The following is an 18203-nucleotide window of genomic DNA, read 5'->3' as shown; positions in this document are numbered from 1 at the left end:
AACATTTAATGTATGTACATATATTTGCAACGTTTTCCAGCCGCTCATGAAAATCGAAGACGAAATCAAACAGCCTGTGTTCAAAGACAACCATCAGAAAAGCTACATCAACCTGATGTACACGGCTGGCTGGTTGGGCTTGCGGCAGGCGGCAGTCTTCCGCGAGTTTGGAATCACGGCGCCGCAGTACAACGTGCTGCGCATCCTGCGGGGTCAGCACCCCAAGCCCGCGACAGTAAACCTGCTGATCGAGCGTATGCTCGACAAGACCAGCAACGCCTCGCGCATCGTGGATAAGCTGGAAGCCAAGCAGTTCGTGACGCGCACGGTGTGCCCCAACAACCGCCGCGCCGTGGATATCTGCATCACCGAAGCCGGCCTCGATCTGCTACGGCGCATTGATGCCAGCGGCCTCATCGAGCAGGTGGGGCTGCGCAACCTCAGCGACGAGGAAGCCGCTGAACTCAGTAGACTATTAGACAAAATCCGCGACTGACGGCTCTCAGTCATCCTTTTCTCCCTTTTTCAATCATGAAAAAAATTGCGCTGTCCGCCCTCGTTGTAGCTAGCTTGTTCAATGCTCCTGCTTTCGCTGGCAATCCAGTAGCTAAAAAAGCTGCCACCAGCACCGCCAAGCCTGCCGATGCAGCTTATAAAGTACAGCCTCAGCTCAGCAAGCTAGGTTGGGAAGGCAAAGCCGTAACGCACGGCCACAACGGCACGGCCGATTTTACGGGCGGCGAAATCCTGGTGCGCGGCAACCAGATCGTGGGCGGCACCGTGACCGTCGACATGAAGACGCTGAAAACCACCGACATCACCGATGCCGAGAACAACGCCAAGTTCATGGGCCACCTGAGCTCGGATGATTTCTTCAGTATTTCTAAAAACCCCACGGCTACGTTCAAAATTAAAAGCGTAACGCCCATCAAAGGTGCCGCTGCTGATGCTAACAACGTGAACATCACCGGCGACCTGACCATCAAAGGCATCACCAACACCATCACGTTCCCTGCGAAAGCCGGCGTGAAAAACGGTGTAGCCGCTGCCTCGGGCATTGCCACCGTGAACCGCACTAAGTACGACATCAAATACGGTTCGAAGTCTTTCTTCGAAGGCATCGGCGACAAAGCCATCTACGACGACTTCACGCTGAGCTTCAACGTGATTGCCAAGAAGTAAATCTGAACCACGGATTCGTCCGGATTTTTCGGATTCCACGGATTTTGTGGACGATTAACAACCTAGGTTCTAGTCAACAAAAAAGCCTTCCCGCTTGCGGGAAGGCTTTTTTATGGTGTTACAGTAAGGGGAAAAGTAAAAGCGAATCGTCCACGAAATCCGTGTAATCCGAAAAATCCGTCGAACCCGTGGTTCAGACAGCCAACTCCCGCGGCAGCTCAAACCGCAGGTTGCGGCTCTTACTGCGGTTGTGCAGCTGCGTGAGAAAATCATCCAGTTCCGATTTATATTCCAGCCATAGGTCTTCGTGCAGGTTGGTGAGCACCAGCTGCGCGGTGCGCGCAGTGAGCCGGGCTGTGCCCACGTAGAAGCCATTATAAGGCGAATCGAACTGGCCGGTGTAGTGGTCGAAAATCAGGCGCAGCGTGTACAGGTTCAGGTCGACTTCTAGGCGCTTGTCCTTGGTGATGCGGCGGGCGCGGGCTGTTTCCTTGGTGGCTTTGCTCAGGGCTTTGGTGAGGCTACGATTCAGCAGACGGCCCGTCACGGCTACGTTGAACAGCTCATGGATGCGGTCGGAGGTTTCAGCGTACACCTGCTCCACCGTCACGTCGGGCAGCAGCTCGAAAGCCAGGGTTTCGTATAGCTCGGCATCGCGGCGCACGGCGCGCAGCAGCAGGGTTTCTTTCTCCTTGTCGGAGAGACGTTTGAGGGCTTTTTTGAACTCGGTAGAAGGGACAGGCATGGGAAAGGAGCGAAAAGCTAGGTCGTGCCGGGCAGGGTGCTGCCGCATGGCTGGCTAACTAGTATTGCAGGCTAAACTATTCACCCGCTCGGGTGTCAAAACTAGCCTTATTCCTACGAAACGTTTTGAGCGCTAATGGGGTTATACAAGACCGCAATACCTAGCCGGACGTACCTTTTGTGCCTGATTTACCGTACTTTTGCGTCATGAAAACGAACCCGCAAATCGATTACGACGAGGACGTACTGTTACTCGAAGAAACCATCGACGTGCGCGACCTGATCGTGTACAATGATGACGTGAATACTTTCGAGCACGTTATCAAAACGCTCATCGACGTGTGCGGCCACGAGCCCGAACAGGCCGAGCAGTGCACCCTGCTGATTCACTACAAAGGCCAATGCACGGTAAAGCACGGTGCCTACGACGAGCTGGCGGGCATGTGTACCGCCATCCACGACCGTGGTATTTCGGCGGACGTACTTTAACCGGTTGAATGGCTGAATGAATATATGGTTGGTCGTTCAGGCCTAGGTTCCAGAACAATCAGCCATTTAGCTACGCAGCCATTTAACAATTCAATTGAATGGAATTTCCTTCCAAGCTGATAGAAAACGCCGTAGGGGAGCTGTCTAAGCTGCCGGGCATTGGGAAAAAAACGGCTTTGCGCCTGGCGCTTCACCTGCTGAAGGCCGAAACGGACACGACGGCTTCGCTGGCAGAGGCGCTGGCGAAGATGCGCTTTGAAATAACCTATTGCCGCACTTGCCACAACATTTCGGATACCGAAGAGTGCTCGATCTGTGCTAACAAGCTGCGCGACCACAGCACCGTCTGCGTCGTCTCCGACATTCGGGATGTAATTGCCATTGAGAATACCGCTCAGTATCAAGGAGTTTACCACGTACTCGGGGGCGTGATTTCGCCAATCGAGGGTATTGGCCCCTCCGATCTGAACATTGATTCGCTGCTGGTCCGCATTCCGGATTCGGAAATCAAGGAAGTTATCCTCGCCATCAGCCCGACGATGGAAGGCGACACCACGGCTTTCTACCTGTCGCGCAAGCTGCGCGACTACGAAGGCGTGCACATCAGCACCATCGCCCGCGGCATTCCGATGGGCGGCGAGTTGGAGTACGCCGACGAAATTACCCTAGGTCGCAGCATCGTGGATCGGCAGCGGCAGACCCGCTAAAGCTAGGTGCCTGTAGCGCAGACTTTGTAGTCCGCGCTTATTAACCCTCAAAACGCGGACTACAAAGTCTGCGCTACTATCGCCAGCATAAACAAGCCGGTTGTCTGTTCCTCAGGAGCAGGCAACCGGCTTTTTGCTTGCAGCCGCTACAACGCGCGCAACAAATTCAAACCTAGGTCGATACGGAAACTAACACACCGCAAGTAGACCTAACGCTATATCTCCTACTTTTGCGGCCCCATTTATTCCGTAATAAACGAATGCTCACAGTAGAAAAAATCGGCGGCACCTCCATGAGTGCGTTCGGCGACGTGCTGAACAACATCATTCTGTACAACCGGACCGGCGCGGACCTCTACAACCGGATCTTTGTCGTGTCGGCGTACGCGGGCGTGACCAACTGGCTGCTGGAGAACAAGAAAACCGGCGAGCCGGGCGTCTACCACCGCATCACGGAGTACAAGAAGTTTCACCAGGCCCTGAAAGAAGTGGCTGTGAAGCTGAAGGGGCTGAACAAAAAGTACGAGCCGCTGGGCCTGAACCTAGCCGTCGCCGATGCTTTCATTGAGCAGCGCATTCAGGACGCTGAAACCTACCTGAATAGCCTGACCAACATCCTGGCCTCCGGCTACGTGAGCAGCGAGAATATCTTGCAGGCGGCCCGCGAAATCCTGGCTTCCATTGGCGAAACGCACTCGGCTTTCAACTCCGTCAACATCCTGCAAAATCGGGGTATTAACGCCACGCTGGTTGATCTGAGCGGCTTCCACGACCATAAGTCGTACACCATCGATCAGCGCATCCGGCACGCGTTCAAGAAGATCAACTTTGCCGACACTATCTGCATCGCGACTGGCTACGCGAAAGGCACGGAAGGCATCATGCGGGAGTTCGACCGGGGCTATTCTGAGGTGACGTTCAGCAAGATAGCTGTGGCCGTGAAGCCCCAGGAAGCCATCATTCACAAAGAATACCACCTCTGCACCGCCGACCCCACGATGGTAGGCGTCGATAATTGCTACCCCGTGGGCTTCACCAACTACGATGTGGCCGATCAGCTCGCCGATGTCGGTATGGAAGCCATTCATCCGAAGGCGTCGAAGCCGCTGGAAATCAACAAGATCAACCTGCGGATTAAAAATACCTTCGAGCCCGAGCACCCCGGCACGCTTATCACCGAAGACTACATTTCGCCCCAGAAGCGGGTGGAGGTGATTACGGGCACCGAGAAAGTAGTGATGATCGACATCTACGACCCCTTGATGGTAGGCGCGGCCGGCTACGACCTCGACATCATGAAAACCTTCTATGACCTAGGTATCAGCTACAGCTTCAAGGCTACTAGTGCTAACAGTATCTCGGTGGTTATCTGGGAGAAGGATTGCCACAAGAGGCTCGTGCAGGATCTGGAGGCCAAGTACGAGAAGGTGACGGTGGAGAAGCAGGCGATGGTTTGCATCATCGGCTCCAACATCGACCAGCCGGGTTTGCTGGCTAAAGCGGCCGGTGCTCTGTCGAATGCGGGCGTCAACATCAAAAGCGCAGGTTTTGCGCTGCGCAAGGTCAATATTCAGTTTCTGGTAGCACGGGAAGACTTCCGCGCCGCCATTATTGCATTGAACAAAACACTGTTTTTTTAAAAGAAAAGCAAGCCAACGTATGGTAGGCTCCGGCCGAAGTTGTACCATTGTGTAGTACAGCTTCGGCCGGAGCCTACCTGTTTTCCGGGTAGTGGTCGGCAACCTAACTCTGCGTATCTTACACGACCCCTCACTCGTCCTCTGTTTTGCGTCCCGTGAAACTCTCCATCATTATTGTCAACTATAACGTAAGTTATTTTCTGGAGCAGACCTTGTTGTCGGTGCGGCGGGCGGTGGAGAAGTGGGGAGCAGCGACGGAAGTGATTGTGGTGGATAATAACTCCGTGGATGGCTCAGTAGCCATGGTGCGGGCACGTTTCCCCGAGGTTCTCCTAATCGAGAACACAGACAATCCGGGCTTCTCAAAAGCTAATAACCAAGCCATTAGACGAGCGCGCGGCGAGTACGTACTCCTGCTGAACCCCGACACAGTAGTGGAGGAAGACACGCTCCAGGCTTGCGCCAACTTCATGGATCAGCACCCGGATGGGGGCGCCCTGGGGGTGAAGATGCTCGACGGTCAAGGTAAGTTTCTGCCGGAAAGCAAGCGCGGCCTGCCCACGCCGTGGGTTGCTTTTTATAAGATATTTGGACTGGCGCAGCTTTTTCCGAAGTCGCGCCTGTTTGGTCGCTACCACCTAGGTTTTCTCGATAAAGATCAAACGCATGAAGTAGAAGTACTCAGTGGCGCTTTTATGTGGCTCCGCCGCAAGGCAATCGATCAGGTGGGCTTGCTGGATGAAGACTACTTCATGTACGGCGAAGACATCGATCTGTCGTACCGGCTGACGCAGGGCGGCTGGAAAAACTATTACTTTCCCGAGGCCCGCATTATCCATTACAAAGGCGAAAGCACCAAGCGCACGAGCATGAACTACGTGTTCGTCTTCTACCGCGCTATGGTCATTTTTGCCGGCAAGCACTTTGCCCCAGGGCGAGCAGGCGCGTTTTCCCTGCTCATCAACCTAGCTATCTGGATCCGGGCAGGCGCGGCAATGGTCGGGCGGCTGCTGGGCCAGATTGCTCCCGTGCTGCTCGACGCCGGCCTGATTTACGGGGGCATGTACTTCCTGAAGAACTACTGGGAAGCCAACCATAAGTACGTCCCGGAGCCATACCCAGCCACGTTTATGGCGTTGGCGGTTCCTGCCTACATTGTGGTATGGCTCACAGCCGCCTACTTTAGCGGGGCCTACGACAAAGCCACACGCACCTCCCGGATTATTTGGGGCATTTTCGTAGGTACCATCCTGATTTCGGCTATTTCCAACTTCCTGGATGCGTACCGCTTTTCCAAAGCACTGATAATCCTAGGTGGTACCTGGAGCGTGGCCGCGCTGGTGGGGCGGCGCATAGCCGTGCATTTCCTGCAATACGGTTATTTGAGCCTAAATGAGCGGCGGCCCAAGAACATTGCCGTAGTAGGCACCGCCGCTGGTAGCCGCCGAGTGCGGCAGCTGCTGGAAGCCGCCGGCGTGTCGGCCCGCATTATTGGTCACGTAAACCCCGCTACCGATGTTAGCGTGGAAGACAGTAATGATGACTCCCTTGGTGAACTGCGGCAGTTGGAAGAAATTATCCGCATTTACGAACTCGACGAGCTGATCTTCTGCGGCAAAGACCTGCCAGCTAGTAAGTTCATTGCCCTGATGGTACAGCTTTCACAGCAAAGCTCCATTGCGTATAAAATCCTGCCCGAAGACAGCGAGTACATTATCGGCAGCTCGTCGAAGGATGCGCCCGGCGATTATTACGCCCTGAACATCGGCCTGAGCCTGTACCAGCCCCAGCAGATGCGCAACAAGCGCCTGCTGGATATCCTGACCAGCCTAGGTTTTCTGCTTGGCACGCCGTTTTTTATCTGGTTTGAAAAGCGCAAAGCTGGCTTCCTGCGCAACTGTCTGCGGGTGCTGGCCGGCACGCGCACCTGGGTAGGGCTGCGGCATTCCGCGGGGCCGCAGCGCACCGCCAAGGCCATTCTGTCGCCAGCGGATGTAGCCGAGCAGGGCGCGCCACTCACCGAGTCGACGCGGCGGCGGCTAGAGCTGCTCTACGCTCGGAACTATGTGCCTGCCACCGACTTGAGTATTTTATTCCGCCGATTCCGGTGGCTAGGGCAAGAGTAAAATCGGCAGTGACGTACGTGCGTTAAATTCTTACTTTTGCGCATTCTCCATTTCGTTACTGTCTCATGTCCAACCCCGTTGCTACCCTTGCTTCCTCCTTTCTGTCGGACCGCGTCACGACGATGCAGGAATCGCAAACCATTGCCATGGCCAAAAAGTCGCGCGAACTGGCGGCTCAGGGTCATGACGTCATCAACCTGAGTTTCGGCGAGCCGGACTTCCAAACGCCGCAGTATATTAAAGACGCGGCTAAGCGCGCCCTCGATGAAGGCTTCACGTTCTACACGCCCGTGCCCGGCTACCTAGATCTGCGCCAGGCCATTGTCGACAAGTTCAAGCGCGACAACCAGCTGGACTACAAGCCCGAGAACATCGTGGTGAGCACCGGCGCCAAACAGTCGTTGGCCAACGTGCTGCTGAGCATGGTGAATCCCGGCGACGAGGTTATCATCTTCGCGCCCTATTGGGTGAGCTACCTGGAGATGGTAAAGCTGGCGGAAGGCGTACCGGTAGAAATCACGGGCACCCTGGAAAATGAGTACAAAGTAACGGCTGAGCAACTAGAAGCGGCTATTACGCCCCGTACCAAGCTCATCATGTACTCGTCGCCTTGCAACCCGACCGGTGCTGTGTTCACACGCGAGGAGTTTGCCGCCATTGCCGAAGTGGTAGCTCGTAATCCGCACGTGCACGTGCTGGCCGACGAGATTTATGAGTACATCAACTTCACTGGCGAGCATGTGAGCCTGGCCCAGTTCAGCGAAATCAAAGACCGGGTGATTACCGTCAATGGTTTCTCGAAAGGCTATGCTATGACCGGCTGGCGTGTGGGCTACCTAGCTGCTCACGTAGATATTGCCTGCGCCTGCGACAAACTGCAAAGCCAGATTACGTCGGGTACTTGCTCTATTGCCCAAAAGGCTGCTTTGGCCGCTTTGCAGGGTGGCCGCAGCTCCGCCGATGAGATGGTAACGGCTTACCAGCGTCGCCGCGACCTAGTGCTGGAAATGGCGAAAGACATTCCGGGCTTCATTATGCCGAAGCCAAATGGCGCTTTCTATGTGTTTCCGGATGTGAGCGGCTACTTCGGCAAAACCACGTCCGATGGCTCGACCATTCAGAACGCCAACGACCTAGCTATGTTCCTGCTCAACGACGCTTACGTGTCGTCGGTAGATGGTGAGGCGTTTGGCGCCCCAAACTGCATTCGCTTCAGCACCGCCGCCGCCGATGAAAAGCTGCGTGATGCCTTCACCCGCATCAAGGCTAGCCTTGAGAAATTAAAGTAAGCACAAGAAGGAGAGTAGCGCGAAGCTCCGGCTTCGCGTACGAGCAAGGCGAGTTCTACGCGTTTATCCAAACAGCGCGACTTTCAGGAACTCGCTTCGCTCGTACGCGAAGCCGGAGCTTCGCGCTACTCTCCTTCTGCCTTACCTTTGCGCTTTCTTGTCCAAAAATTCACAATGCCTCCGCTCACGCCGCCCGCCACGCTTCCCGAGTTATTCGCTGCCTTCAACAACCTAACGGCCCTCATCGTGGGCGATGTGATGATGGACGCTTACGTGTGGGGGAAGGCCAGTCGCCTCTCGCCCGAAGCGCCGGTGCCCGTTGTGAATGTGAGCCGGATGGAACAGCGCCTCGGTGGGGCTGCCAATGTTGCCCTCAATGTGCAGGCCCTCGGTGCCACGCCGTTGCTGTGCACAGTGGTGGGGGAGGATGCTGGCGGCGACCAATTGCTAGGTTTGTTGCAGGACAAGCACCTTTCTGCGGAAGGTATCGTGCGTAGCGCGTATCGCCCTACCACGGTGAAGCAGCGTATTCTGGCGGCCGGGCAGCACATGCTGCGCATCGATTCGGAAGTTGAAAACGATCTGAACCCGGAAGAAAACGCGCAGCTCACGGTCCGCTACGAAGCCCTGCTAGCCCGCGCTGATGTCGTGATTTTCGAGGATTACGACAAAGGTGTGCTGAACGAAGCCAGCATTCAGCACTTCATCGCCCTGGCCCGGCAGCGCGGCATCCCGACGGTAGTCGACCCGAAGAAAAAGAACTTTCTGGCGTATCAGCACTGCACGCTGTTCAAGCCCAACCTGAAAGAGCTGCGCGAAGGCCTCAAGCTGGACTTCAACGACACCGACGCCGACCGGCCAAAGTTTGAAGCAGCCGTAACGCAATTGCGCGAGTTGCTTACGCCTGATATCGTGCTGGTTACGCTCTCGGAGCGTGGCGTGTTCAGCGAGTCGGCAGCAACAGGTCGTACCTACATTCCGGCGCACCTGCGCATCATCTCCGACGTTTCTGGTGCCGGTGATACTGTTATCAGCATTGCGGCGCTGTGCATAGCCCTAGGTTTATCGGCGCCTGCTACGGCGGCGCTAGCCAACCTAGGTGGTGGCCTGGTATGCGAGCAGGTGGGCGTAGTGCCCATTGAGAAACAGCGGCTGCTGAAAGAAGCCGTTGCTGCACAAGTGCTCGGTTAGCAAGTAAGTGCTGGTTATTCGACGATTACACCGTATTTACTCACAAGCCCCGGCAAACCTTCGAGCGCAAACCTAGCTTTCTTCAGCGGGTTGATGTCCGGGTCGATGATGAACCCGGTAGCAGTCCGGAAATCTGCACCGTTGAGCTGCGTTTGGGCGAAGACGGAGCCGTTGAGCGTGCAGCCTTGAAAAGTGGCGTTGGAGAGGTCGGCGCTGGTGAAATCGACATCCGTCAGGGCGCAGTTCTCGAAGCGCGTATCGGGCATCCGCTTGCCGTAAAAAGAGGTGTAGGAGAGCTGGCATTGGTCAAAATGCACCTCAAATAGCATGTCACGGCAGGCGGTGAACTGCACGCCGGCTAGCTTACACGCCTGAAAAGCAACGTTCTGCATCCCTGCACCCGCCAGCGAGGCCAGGGAAAGATTGCAGTTTTCAAACGAGCAGTCGATAAAGCGTTTGTTGGAAAAGTCGGCGTTGGAAAAATCGCAGTTGATAAAACGGCACTGTTCAACCTCCTGATACGGCCGCATCTGTTCACTCGTCCAGCGCTCAAACGTGTTTTCGGTCGGGAACTTAGTGGGTTTGCGGGACGCAGTACGGCGTTTCATGAGCAATGGAAGCAAAAGAAAAAAGAAAGTGCGATGAATGGCTGTTTTACCATTATCGCACTAAAAACCTAAGTTCGATATGTAGGTAGCTGCGGCTGCTTATCGTAGCTGCGGGCTGAACTCCTTCACGGTTTCCACGAACACGCGCACGTTGTCGGCATCGGTATCGGGGTACACGCCGTGGCCTAGGTTGGCGATGTGGCGGTGCGGCCCAAACTGGCGCAGCATCTCGATGGTAGCTTGGCGCACCTGCTCGCGCGTGCCGTAGAGGGCACAGGGGTCAAGGTTGCCTTGCAGGGTTTTGTCGCCGACGAGCGGGCGCACCAACCTAGGGTCCTGGTTCCAGTCGAGGCCGATGGTGCGGCAGGGGAGTTGAGCAAAGTCTTCCACGGCGAAGAACGCACCTTTGGCAAACACCGTCACGGGCACGTCCGGAATAGCGCGGCAGATTTCGGCGATGTAGCGCGTGCTGAATTCCTGGTACTGGTGCGGCGGCAGGATGCCCGCCCACGAATCGAACACCTGCACTAAGTTGGCACCCGCTACCACCTGGGCTTGCAGGTACGCAATGGTCGTATCCGTGATTTTGCGCAGTAGCTGGTGAGCTAGCTCCGGCTCAGCATAGAGCAGGCGGCGCGCTTTCGAGAAGGTTTTGGAGCCGTGGCCTTCCACCATGTACGCCAGAATCGTCCAGGGGGCGCCGGCAAAACCGATCAGCGGCACGCGGCCATTCAGCGCCCGTTTGGTCACGCGGATGGCTTCGAGCACGTAGCCTAGGTGCTCCTCCGGGTCGGCTACGCGCAGCCGCTCCACATCGTGCGCCGACTTGATAGTTTCGGGAAACAGCGGACCGCGGGCTTCCAGCATTTCGTAGGAAAGACCCATTGCTTCGGGCACTACCAGAATGTCGGAGAAGATAATGGCCGCGTCCACATCCAGCGCATCTACGGGCTGAATCGTGACTTCGGCGGCTAGCTCCGGCGTTTCGACCAGCTCCTTGAAACCACTCAGGCGCGCGCGCAACTCACGGTATTCGGGCAGGATGCGGCCGGCTTGGCGCATGAGCCACACGGGCGTACGTTCGGTTTGTTCGCCGCGGGCGGCACGAAGCAGAAGGTCGTTTTTGAGCATAACGGGGTGGTGAAATCGGCCGCAAGTTACGGCAGCGCATCAAGGAATGGAGATTTGCCCGTGTTCTAAATGGACTATTAAGCGTTTCGGCTCAGAAAGTGCTTTGATTACAACAGAGTCTCCTTCTGGATAGTGTTGCTTCTTGATTCTATTGAGTTCAGTAGTATCCAGCTTATTATAAGCAAAGCCAACAAAGACATGCGTCAGCGAATCCTGTAAGTTCAGGGTTGTGTCAATTGACAACTTGTTACTACTGTCAACAATTTTTAGATGATGATTGCCTGTCACTTCCTTACGCGTGTAGTAGCTGTATTGATCGGATATTCTGGTATATCTAAAAGTATCTTGCGCTATTAACGATGTATCCCATATTACCGTCAGACCAATGGCTGGCTGCGTAGGGCTGTTATTCTCGATGTAAAAGTTTATTCTATAGGTAGGCTGAGTGTACTCGTGGCTTCCGGATTGAGAGAAGTTGCAACTGCTTGCTACAAATAATAATCCTGCATAAATAATCCGCCGTTTCATAGATAATTTCTCTACTCCTGAAACAGCGCCTTAATTGCCGAAGCCATAAAATTCACCCCAATAGCTAGGGTGATAAAACCCATAATCCGCGCCAGCGCCGACATACCCGGCCGCCCCAGGAAACGCGTGAGTCGCAGCGACGACATGAGAATGAGGTAGCTAGCCAGCGCCACCAGCACAAACCCGAACACGATCAGGCTGATGTCGGGGTAAGATAGATGCTTGGTAAACAGACCAATGCACACCGCAATGGAGCCGGGGCCCGAGAGCATTGGCATGGCGAGTGGCGTAAAGGAAATATCATCTTTCTGCATACTTTCTTCCAGCGCCGCCGGCGACACCCGGTCGCGATTGCCGCCGGGCGTGAGCAGGTCGAAGGCCGAGCGCATGAGCAGAATGCCACCCGCAATGCGCAGGTGATGAATGTTGATACCGAAGAAGTTAAGTACGTATTGCCCCGCGAAAAACGACACCGACAACACGAAGAACATATAAATACACGCCCGCAAACCCGTTTGCTGCCGTGCAACCGGCGAGTCAGACTCCGTGAGCGTCAGGAAGACCGGCATGGCGCTGAACGGGTTGACGACCGAGAACAGCGTAGTGAAGGTGGCGAGTAGAATTTCCATAAAGCACGAGCAGACAGCGCCTCAAAGGTACAAGGATTGCCTCGCGACAGAACCGGAAAAATGCTATGTTTAGAGGTGCTAACGGTTAAGCTCCTGTTGCGTACAAGTCGACAGTGGCCGCCTTACATGCTGCCTTTTACCAAATCTCTCTCCCTGCGTGCCCGAAATTGACTTCTCGTGGGCGCTGCTGCTCGGTCAAGGCGTTACGGCCTTGGTTGGCAGCGCCGCCGTATTAGCTACCGCTTTGCCCTTGCTCAAGCAAGAAGCGTGGTGGATTCGCATTTTTGACTTTCCGCGCCTGCAGATTGTGGGCGCCGCACTCCCTAGTGCCTTGGCTGCCTGGCTGTTGAGGATGCACCAAGGACCTTGGGGGCTAGGTTTGCTCGTGCTTTTGCTGGCCAGCTCCATCTACCAAGCCTTTCGCATTCTACCCTACACGCCACTGCGCCCCAAGCAAGTAGCCGATAGCAAGCTGCACAAAGGAGCGGCGCCGCAACGCGAAATCAGCCTGCTGGTGACCAACGTGCTGATGACCAACCGCGACGCGGGGCGCTGTTTGCGGGTTATCAAGGACTACGACCCCGATATCATTCTGGCCGTCGAAACCGATCAGTGGTGGCTCGACCAGCTAGCTAGCTTGGAGAAAACGCACCCGTACACCGCGCTGGCGCCGTTGCCGAATACGTACGGGCTGCTCGTATTTTCGCGGCTGAAGCTGGTTGATCCTAAAATTCGGTTCCTGATTGAGGATGATATTCCTTCCTTCCACAGCCGGGTGGAGCTGCCTTCGGGCGAGCTGGTGTGTTTACATTGCCTGCACCCCAAGCCGCCCGCGCCCGCCGAAAGCAAAACCAGCACGCGCCGCGACGCCGAGCTACTGCTGGTAGGCCGCGAAATCGAGCATTCCGACGAGCCCACGATTGTGGCCGGCGATATGAACGATGTGGCGTGGTCGCACACCTCTGAGCTGTTTCGGCGCATCAGCGGGCTGCTCGATCCGCGGATTGGGCGCGGCTTACTGCCTACTTTTCACGCTGACCATCACTTGTTCCGATGGCCACTCGACCATGTCTTCCACTCCGCGCACTTCAAAGTGAAAGACATCCAGCGGCTGCCGCACATCGGCTCCGACCACTTTCCCATCTTCCTCCGACTTAGCTACGAGCCACAAGCCAGCGCGGAGCAAGCCTCGCACGCCGAAAAGCCGGACTCCGACGACTACGAGGAAGTGGAAGAAAAAATTGCCAAAGGCTTCGCGGAAGAAGCGGAGGAAGAACGGGAAAAGGCAGCAGCCCAACCCCGTTCAGCCAACCAAAGCACCACGTAAGCTAGGCTCCTGTCATTCCGAGCATTCTGCGCATCAAGCAGAGACGAGGAATCTGGGTAACAAACCTAGGTCTTAACCCAGATTCCTCGTCTCTGCTTGATGCGCAGAATGCTCGGAATGACAGTTAATCATCGGATTCGTAGAGGAAGGCCATTTGCCACTGCGCCACAGCAGCCGGGAGCAGGCGCATCACGGTGTTGCGCAGCTTATAGATAAACGGGTTCCTGATCTGCGAAGCCCAGCCCAAAAACCAGGACGTCTGCACGATACGGGTGGTGCGGGGCCGCCGCCTGCGCTCGAACTCGCAGAAAGCAGCGGACAACTCCGCGTGTTTTTGCAGGCAGCTCGCCAGCACCGCTGCGTCTTCTACCGCTTGCCCGGCGCCCTGACCTAGGTTCGGCGTGGTGGCGTGGGCCGCGTCGCCGAGCAGCAGCACACGCCCGTAGGCGAAGTGGCGAATAGGCTTGATGTCCAGAATGTCGCCCCACAGATACGCTTCGGTGGGCGTGTGAGCCAGCAACTCGGAGACGGGATGGGGGAGATCGGCAAAGATCTGTTGCACTTCCGCCTTACCTAGGTTCTTAAAAGCCGGGTCGTTTGGAATAGGCGTATTCACGCAGGCAAACCAGTACACGCGCCCATCCACCAGCGGCACGTAGCCGAAGCGCCGCCCTTGCGTCCCCCAGATTTCGGTGGAGTTGCCGGACGGCAAACCTAGGTTCGCGGCATCCACAACGGCGCGCCAGCAGGTGTAGCCGGCGTAGCGCGGTTGGCTCTTGGGCAGTAGCTGCAAGCGTACCCGCGAGCGAATTCCATCAGCGGCCAGTAAGGCGTCGCCAGTGGCCGTGGAGTCATCGGAAAAGTGCGCAATTACTTGATTGCCTTTCTCGTCGAAGCGCACGAACGGCTTACCTAGCTGCACGACATCGGACGGCAGTTCGCTGAGCAAGGCCTTCTGCAAATCGGCGCGGTGAATGCCTACGTTGTCGAAACCTAGCTTGCGCGTGAACGGCTCCGTGTCGGCAATCTGCAGCGGCCGGCCTTGCTGATCGAGCAGCCGCAACCCTTTGACGGGCTGCGTATAAGCCAGCACGGCGTCGTACAAACCTAGCTGCTGAAGCGCCTGCATAGCGTTGGCACCCAGCACCACACCGGCCCCGATTTCGCGCAGCTCGCGGGCAGCCTCAAACACCTGCACCGTGTGACCTAGGTTGAGCAGTGCCCGCGCCGTAGTGAGGCCATTGATGCCCGCGCCGATGATGAGAAAGTGCATGAAGAGAGCTGAAGAGTGGTGCAATTTTAGCAACAACTTTTCGCTATGCTATCATTCCCCATTGTCGCCGCAGCTAGCCTGTTGAGCATTTTACAAGGCCCGGACGCGCCCCGCGCCCTCAACCTGCAACGCATTCCTTTGGCTGGTCCGCAGCCCACGAGCTTCGTGCCAAGTGGCTGGTTGGTAGAGCGTCAGCTTACCGCTGACCTCAACGCTGATACTCGACCCGACAAAGTGTTATTGTTGAACGAGAAGAAAATAGCTGGTCAGGAAGATTCGGGTGATGAACGCGCATTGGTCGTGCTCCTGGCACAACCCGACGGCACCTGGAAACGCGTGGGCGCGACAAACAAGGCCGTGTACTGCAAAAGCTGCTTCGGAATGCTAGGTGGCGACGAAGGTGGCACGCCTGACGTAAGCGTGAAGAAAGGCGTCGTAATCATCTACCAGGAAGGTGGCTCGCGCGAATCATGGAACTCGACCACGCGTTTTCGCTACGAACCTAGCACGAATCGCATGCGCCTCATCGGCCTTGATGAGGTAGTCGTTGACCGGGCCGAAGGAGATATTAGCACCACCAGCACCAACCTGCTCACCGCAATCCAAGAAGTCTCGAAGGGAAGAATTGACCAGGATCAGGTGAAGAAGACGCGGCGCACGCTGAAACTGCCGAAGCGGTATCTGGAAGAGTTTAATCCGGAGGAAGTGTGGAAGTAGAGACGAACGGTTCTGTAAGCAACCTCTACTTCGTCGGTCATTTGTAGAGACGCGACACTTCGCGTCTTGTCGTTGAACGATCCAATTAGGACGATTCATAATAAACAACATCAGCAACGACGAGACGCGAAGTGTCGCGTCTCTACACGCTTGCTACAACGTCCTAAAGACGTTAAAACAAAAAGGCCCAGGAGCTAGCTCCTGGGCCTTTTCTATTCTAAAGCCGGCAATTACTTGCCTACTTCTTCGTAATCTACGTCGGTCACGTTGTCGTGGCCGGCGGGCTGGCCTTGCTGGCCGTTGCCACCAGGTTGGCCGCCGAAACCGTCAGCGCCAGGCTGACCGTCGGCGCCACCTTGGGTAGCGTTGTACATCTCGGTCGAAGCCGTCTGCCAAGCAGCGTTGATGGCATCCATCGCGGTGCTGATCTGAGCTAGGTCTTTGCTTTCGTGCGCTTTGCGCAGGTCAGCCAGGGCATTTTCGATGGCGGTTTTGTTGCCAGCGCTCAGCTTATCGCCGTACTCTTTCAGCTGCTTTTCGGTCTGGAAGATCATCGAGTCGGCAGCGTTTACCTTCTCAATGCGCTCTTTCTCCTCTTTGTCAGCTTGTTCGTTGGCTTTGGCTTCGTTGCGCATCCGCTCGATATCGGCGTCAGACAAGCCTGACGAAGCTTCAATACGGATCTTCTGCTCTTTGCCCGTGCCTTTGTCTTTGGCCGATACGTGCAGGATACCATTGGCGTCGATGTCGAAAGTTACTTCGATTTGCGGAACGCCACGCGGTGCTGGTGGGATATCCGACAAGTGGAAGCGGCCGATGGTGCGGTTCTGGCTGGCCAATGGACGCTCACCTTGCAGTACGTGAATCTCAACCGAAGGCTGGTTGTCGGAAGCCGTCGAGAACGTCTCCGATTTCTTGGTTGGAATCGTCGTGTTCGACTCGATAAGCTTGGTCATCACGCCGCCCATCGTTTCGATACCCAGCGAAAGCGGGGTCACGTCGAGCAGCAGAACGTCTTTTACTTCACCGGTCAGTACACCACCCTGGATGGCAGCACCCACAGCAACCACTTCGTCGGGGTTTACACCTTTCGAAGGCTTCTTGCCGAAGAAGCGCTCAACTTCTTCCTGGATGCGGGGGATACGCGTCGAACCACCCACCAGGATTACTTCGTCGATGTCCGACGTGCTCAGGCCCGCATCTTGCAGCGCCTTTTTGCAAGGCTCCATCGAGCGACGAACCAAGCTGTCAGCGAGTTGCTCGAACTTGGCGCGGCTCAGTTTCACTACCAAGTGCTTTGGACCCGAAGCGGTAGCCGTCACGTAAGGCAGGTTGATTTCGGTCTCGTTTGAGCTGGAAAGCTCTACTTTAGCTTTTTCAGCAGCTTCTTTCAAGCGCTGCAGAGCCATAGGATCTTTGCGCAGATCAAGGCCTTCGTTTTCCGAAGAGAACGTTTCAGCCAGGAAGTTGATGATAACCTGGTCGAAGTCGTCGCCACCTAGGTGGGTGTCACCGTTGGTGCTCAGTACTTCGAACACGCCGTCGCCAAGCTCCAGAATCGAGATATCGAAGGTACCACCACCTAGGTCGTACACAGCGATTTTCTGGTCGGTGTGCTTTTTATCAAGGCCGTAGGCCAAAGCAGCGGCGGTCGGCTCGTTGATGATACGCTTCACATCGAGGCCGGCAATAGCACCGGCTTCTTTCGTAGCCTGGCGCTGGGCGTCGTTGAAGTAGGCGGGAACCGTGATAACGGCTTCCGTGACAGTGGTACCTAGGTAGTCTTCAGCAGTTTGCTTCATTTTCTGAAGCACCATTGCCGAAATCTCCTGGGGCGTATATTGACGGTCACCGATCTGAACTGCTACGGTGTTGTTGGAACCGCGCACCAGCTCGTAGGATACGTGCTTGGTTTCTTCAGTCACTTCACCGAAGCCGCGGCCCATGAAGCGCTTGATCGACTGAATTGTATTCTTAGGGTTGGTAATGGCCTGACGCTTTGCCGGATCACCGACTTTACGCTCGCCTTTGCCATTATCCAGGAAGGCCACAATCGAGGGAGTCGTGCGACGACCTTCGCTATTCGGAATCACCACTGGCTCGTTGCCTTCCATAACGGCTACGCACGAGTTGGTGGTGCCAAGGTCAATACCGATTATCTTTCCCATGTGAATGGTTACAGTTTATAATTAAGAGGAAATGTCAGTTTCAAGGTGTGCGAGTCATGCACGCCAGGGTAATGACAAGCAGCGTACCAGGGCCATTTTTAGGCTTTTTTCGTGACAGATTGTCAACAACGGCCCGTTGCTAACGACTTTTCCGGTCGGACTGACTTTTATGCGGGAAAATGGCAAGCGGCCAACTGTCAAGACGGCTTACTTGTGGCCTGTAACGCAAAGCCTGAGCTTCGTACCGCGTTGAGTAGCACGCACTAAGTCGAGCTATTTGTTGAGCTAGATTAGGGCTGCTCGGTGTTGTTCGACCAGCGCGGCCGGATTTATAATCCGGCCGCGCTGGTCGAACGATGCATGTGCACCTAGCTTGTGTAAGTGTCAGCAGCCGACAAAACGGTCGGACGCTAGAGCGTCGGACCAAGGCGCGAGTCGTGCAACAATACGCGAA

The 18203-nt window shown here is 55.8% G+C and carries 17 protein-coding genes; 10 read left to right on the top strand and 7 right to left on the bottom strand.

Going from position 1 to position 18203, the window contains the following annotated elements; all coding sequences use genetic code 11:
- Positions 1 to 46: 46 nt before the first annotated feature.
- Both IEX74_RS16890 and IEX74_RS16885 read left to right on the top strand, forming a co-directional pair.
- Complete coding sequence (locus IEX74_RS16890) at positions 47 to 496, top strand: MarR family winged helix-turn-helix transcriptional regulator (protein WP_188815191.1); 450 nt, start codon at positions 47 to 49, stop codon at positions 494 to 496.
- A 35-nt stretch (positions 497 to 531) separates the two neighbouring features.
- Positions 532 to 1182, top strand: coding sequence for a YceI family protein (locus tag IEX74_RS16885; RefSeq protein ID WP_188815190.1), 651 nt, complete (start codon positions 532 to 534; stop codon positions 1180 to 1182).
- Between the two features lie 193 nt (positions 1183 to 1375).
- On the opposite strand, the gene IEX74_RS16880 is transcribed toward IEX74_RS16885, so the two are convergent.
- Entirely contained in the window at positions 1376 to 1975 is a 600-nt protein-coding gene (locus IEX74_RS16880; RefSeq protein ID WP_229755343.1) for a hypothetical protein, read from the bottom strand.
- Between the two features lie 158 nt (positions 1976 to 2133).
- Here IEX74_RS16880 and IEX74_RS16875 point away from each other — a divergent pair, with 158 nt between their 5' ends.
- From IEX74_RS16875 to IEX74_RS16850, 6 genes are all read left to right on the top strand, one after another.
- Positions 2134 to 2415, top strand: a complete 282-nt coding sequence (locus IEX74_RS16875; RefSeq protein ID WP_188815189.1) for an ATP-dependent Clp protease adaptor ClpS — start codon at positions 2134 to 2136, stop codon at positions 2413 to 2415.
- A gap of 98 nt (positions 2416 to 2513) precedes the next feature.
- Complete coding sequence (gene recR, locus IEX74_RS16870) at positions 2514 to 3122, top strand: recombination mediator RecR (RefSeq protein ID WP_188815188.1); 609 nt, start codon at positions 2514 to 2516, stop codon at positions 3120 to 3122.
- 260 nt (positions 3123 to 3382) lie between these two features.
- A complete protein-coding gene (locus IEX74_RS16865) occupies positions 3383 to 4762 on the top strand; it encodes an aspartate kinase (RefSeq protein ID WP_188815187.1) in 1380 nt (459 codons plus the stop codon).
- Between the two features lie 155 nt (positions 4763 to 4917).
- Positions 4918 to 6888 (top strand): glycosyltransferase, encoded by a 1971-nt coding sequence (locus tag IEX74_RS16860; RefSeq protein WP_188815186.1) that lies wholly within the window; start codon positions 4918 to 4920, stop codon positions 6886 to 6888.
- A gap of 65 nt (positions 6889 to 6953) precedes the next feature.
- Entirely contained in the window at positions 6954 to 8177 is a 1224-nt protein-coding gene (locus IEX74_RS16855; protein ID WP_188815185.1) for a pyridoxal phosphate-dependent aminotransferase, read from the top strand.
- Positions 8178 to 8351: 174 nt separating this feature from the next.
- Positions 8352 to 9368 carry a bifunctional heptose 7-phosphate kinase/heptose 1-phosphate adenyltransferase gene (locus IEX74_RS16850; protein ID WP_188815184.1) on the top strand — a complete coding sequence of 339 codons (1017 nt, stop codon included), beginning with the start codon at positions 8352 to 8354 and terminating at the stop codon, positions 9366 to 9368.
- 14 nt (positions 9369 to 9382) lie between these two features.
- Here IEX74_RS16850 and IEX74_RS16845 read toward each other — a convergent pair whose 3' ends face one another.
- The 4 genes from IEX74_RS16845 to IEX74_RS16830 form a co-directional block, all read right to left on the bottom strand.
- Positions 9383 to 9976, bottom strand: a complete 594-nt coding sequence (locus IEX74_RS16845) for a pentapeptide repeat-containing protein (RefSeq protein ID WP_188815183.1) — start codon at positions 9974 to 9976, stop codon at positions 9383 to 9385.
- Positions 9977 to 10075: 99 nt separating this feature from the next.
- A complete protein-coding gene (gene hemE / locus IEX74_RS16840; RefSeq protein ID WP_188815182.1) occupies positions 10076 to 11107 on the bottom strand; it encodes a uroporphyrinogen decarboxylase in 1032 nt (343 codons plus the stop codon).
- 39 nt (positions 11108 to 11146) lie between these two features.
- Positions 11147 to 11635: a hypothetical protein gene (locus IEX74_RS16835; RefSeq protein ID WP_188815181.1), complete on the bottom strand. Its 489-nt coding sequence runs from the start codon at positions 11633 to 11635 to the stop codon at positions 11147 to 11149.
- An 11-nt stretch (positions 11636 to 11646) separates the two neighbouring features.
- Positions 11647 to 12264 (bottom strand): MarC family protein, encoded by a 618-nt coding sequence (locus tag IEX74_RS16830; protein ID WP_188815180.1) that lies wholly within the window; start codon positions 12262 to 12264, stop codon positions 11647 to 11649.
- Between the two features lie 157 nt (positions 12265 to 12421).
- Here IEX74_RS16830 and IEX74_RS16825 point away from each other — a divergent pair, with 157 nt between their 5' ends.
- Entirely contained in the window at positions 12422 to 13591 is a 1170-nt protein-coding gene (locus tag IEX74_RS16825; protein ID WP_229755342.1) for an endonuclease/exonuclease/phosphatase family protein, read from the top strand.
- Between the two features lie 124 nt (positions 13592 to 13715).
- On the opposite strand, the gene IEX74_RS16820 is transcribed toward IEX74_RS16825, so the two are convergent.
- Entirely contained in the window at positions 13716 to 14864 is a 1149-nt protein-coding gene (locus IEX74_RS16820; protein ID WP_188815179.1) for an FAD-dependent monooxygenase, read from the bottom strand.
- 45 nt (positions 14865 to 14909) lie between these two features.
- Between IEX74_RS16820 and IEX74_RS16815 the strand changes: the two genes are divergently transcribed.
- Positions 14910 to 15581 carry a hypothetical protein gene (locus tag IEX74_RS16815; protein ID WP_188815178.1) on the top strand — a complete coding sequence of 224 codons (672 nt, stop codon included), beginning with the start codon at positions 14910 to 14912 and terminating at the stop codon, positions 15579 to 15581.
- Positions 15582 to 15811: 230 nt separating this feature from the next.
- Here the strand turns inward: IEX74_RS16815 and dnaK are convergent, their stop codons facing one another.
- The gene (gene dnaK, locus IEX74_RS16810) at positions 15812 to 17749 is read right to left on the bottom strand and encodes a molecular chaperone DnaK (RefSeq protein WP_188815177.1); all 1938 of its coding nucleotides are present in this window, start codon (positions 17747 to 17749) and stop codon (positions 15812 to 15814) included.
- Positions 17750 to 18203: the final 454 nt, after the last annotated feature.

Source organism: Hymenobacter cavernae (genome assembly GCF_014641455.1).
Lineage (GTDB): Bacteria > Bacteroidota > Bacteroidia > Cytophagales > Hymenobacteraceae > Hymenobacter > Hymenobacter cavernae.
Note: the sequence above shows the minus strand (reverse complement) of the source record. Positions and strands in the feature narration are given on the sequence as shown.

Coding starts and splice junctions, on each gene's coding strand:
- IEX74_RS16890 (WP_188815191.1), top strand. CDS start 47: ATGAAAATCGAAGACGAAATCAAACAGCCTGTGTTCAAAGACAACCAT.
- IEX74_RS16885 (WP_188815190.1), top strand. CDS start 532: ATGAAAAAAATTGCGCTGTCCGCCCTCGTTGTAGCTAGCTTGTTCAAT.
- IEX74_RS16880 (WP_229755343.1), bottom strand. CDS start 1,975: ATGCGGCAGCACCCTGCCCGGCACGACCTAGCTTTTCGCTCCTTTCCC.
- IEX74_RS16875 (WP_188815189.1), top strand. CDS start 2,134: ATGAAAACGAACCCGCAAATCGATTACGACGAGGACGTACTGTTACTC.
- recR (WP_188815188.1), top strand. CDS start 2,514: ATGGAATTTCCTTCCAAGCTGATAGAAAACGCCGTAGGGGAGCTGTCT.
- IEX74_RS16865 (WP_188815187.1), top strand. CDS start 3,383: ATGCTCACAGTAGAAAAAATCGGCGGCACCTCCATGAGTGCGTTCGGC.
- IEX74_RS16855 (WP_188815185.1), top strand. CDS start 6,954: ATGTCCAACCCCGTTGCTACCCTTGCTTCCTCCTTTCTGTCGGACCGC.
- IEX74_RS16850 (WP_188815184.1), top strand. CDS start 8,352: ATGCCTCCGCTCACGCCGCCCGCCACGCTTCCCGAGTTATTCGCTGCC.
- IEX74_RS16845 (WP_188815183.1), bottom strand. CDS start 9,976: ATGAAACGCCGTACTGCGTCCCGCAAACCCACTAAGTTCCCGACCGAA.
- hemE (WP_188815182.1), bottom strand. CDS start 11,107: ATGCTCAAAAACGACCTTCTGCTTCGTGCCGCCCGCGGCGAACAAACC.
- IEX74_RS16835 (WP_188815181.1), bottom strand. CDS start 11,635: ATGAAACGGCGGATTATTTATGCAGGATTATTATTTGTAGCAAGCAGT.
- IEX74_RS16830 (WP_188815180.1), bottom strand. CDS start 12,264: ATGGAAATTCTACTCGCCACCTTCACTACGCTGTTCTCGGTCGTCAAC.
- IEX74_RS16820 (WP_188815179.1), bottom strand. CDS start 14,864: ATGCACTTTCTCATCATCGGCGCGGGCATCAATGGCCTCACTACGGCG.
- IEX74_RS16815 (WP_188815178.1), top strand. CDS start 14,910: ATGCTATCATTCCCCATTGTCGCCGCAGCTAGCCTGTTGAGCATTTTA.
- dnaK (WP_188815177.1), bottom strand. CDS start 17,749: ATGGGAAAGATAATCGGTATTGACCTTGGCACCACCAACTCGTGCGTA.